The organism is Terrabacter sp. P5_B1, from assembly GCF_056400505.1.
In genome coordinates this window covers 1-1357 of record NZ_JBFULD010000553.1, presented here as the reverse complement: position 1 = coordinate 1357, position 1357 = coordinate 1, and the positions used below count along the sequence as shown (strand labels likewise).

The following is a 1357-nucleotide window of genomic DNA, read 5'->3' as shown; positions in this document are numbered from 1 at the left end:
CATCACCCACCTGCCGACCGGGCTCGTCGTGTCGTGCCAGAACGAGAAGTCGCAGCTGCAGAACAAGGAGGCGGCGATGCGCGTCCTGCGGGCCCGCCTGCACCAGCTGGCGCAGGACGAGGCCGACGCGGAGGCGAGCGCCGCGCGCCGGTCGCAGGTGCGCACCGTGGACCGCTCGGAGCGCATCCGCACCTACAACTTCCCGGAGAACCGGATCTCCGACCACCGCACCGGCTACAAGTCCTACAACCTCGACGCCGTGCTCGACGGCGACCTCGACCCGGTCGTGCAGTCCGCCCTCGACGCCGACGAGGCCGCGAAGCTCGCGGCGCTCGCCGACGACGGGTCGAGGGCATGACGGAGGGCGTGACCGACGGCACGAACGACGGCACGACCGACCTGCGTGACGGCATCCGGGCCGCCGCCGCGCGGCTCCGAGACGCGGRGGTGGCCTCAGCCGACGTCGACGCCGTCGAGCTCGCCGCCCACGTGCTCGGCGTCGACGCCTCCGAGGTGCGGCGCCTCATGGTGCTCGGCGGCCGCACGCTCCCGGGGGCGTATGCCGTCCTCGTCGACGAGCGCGCGGCCCGGGTCCCGCTCCAGCACCTCACCGGCCGCGCCCACTTCCGCAGGCTGACGCTGTCGGTCGGTCCGGGGGTCTTCGTGCCCCGCCCGGAGACCGAGGTGCTCGTCGACCTGGCCCTCGGCGAGGTCGACCGGGTCCGTTCGCTCGACCAGCCGCACCCGGTCCGGGTCGTCGACCTGTGCTCGGGTTCCGGGGCGATCGCCCTGTCCGTCAAGGACGAACGTCCGGACGTCCAGGTGCGTGCTCTCGAGCTGTCACCCGACGCCTACGCCTGGGCGGTCGCCAACCGCGACCGGCTCGGTCTCGACGTCGAGCTCGTGCAGGGCGACGCGACGCGGCCGTGCTTCGAGGACTGGGCGCGCGCCGTCGACGTCGTGACGATCAACCCGCCGTACATCCCCGTCGGTGCCGTGCCCCTCGACCCCGAGGTCCGTGAACACGACCCCGAGCTCGCGCTCTACGGCGGCAGCGAGGACGGGCTGGGCATCCCGCTCGCCGTCACGAGGGTGGCCGCCGGACTGCTGCGCCCGGGCGGGTGGGTGCTCATCGAGCACGCCGACTCGCAGGGAGAGAGCCTGCCGGCCCGGCTGGGGCGCACGGGGGAGTGGGTCGAGGTCAGCGACCACCCCGATCTCGGTGGTCGCCCGCGCGTCACCCGGGCCCGTCGCTCAGGCTGACCCCTCGCCGTTCTGGTGTGGACGGGTGCCCGTGCCTCAGTCGGAGGCGCCGGTGGCGGCCGACACCAGGGCGGCGGCACAGGCGCGGGCCACC

Annotated in this window: 2 protein-coding genes; both read left to right on the top strand. The window is 74.3% G+C overall.

Annotation, left to right across the window (positions count from 1 at the left end):
- A partial coding sequence (locus AC1DP0_RS21910) for a peptide chain release factor-like protein (RefSeq protein WP_478088696.1) occupies positions 1–358 on the top strand: 358 nt, incomplete at its 5' end.
- Positions 355–1263 carry a peptide chain release factor N(5)-glutamine methyltransferase gene (gene prmC / locus AC1DP0_RS21905; RefSeq protein WP_478088694.1) on the top strand — a complete coding sequence of 303 codons (909 nt, stop codon included), beginning with the start codon at positions 355–357 and terminating at the stop codon, positions 1261–1263. The genes AC1DP0_RS21910 and prmC, both read left to right, overlap by 4 nt.
- Positions 1264–1357: the final 94 nt, after the last annotated feature.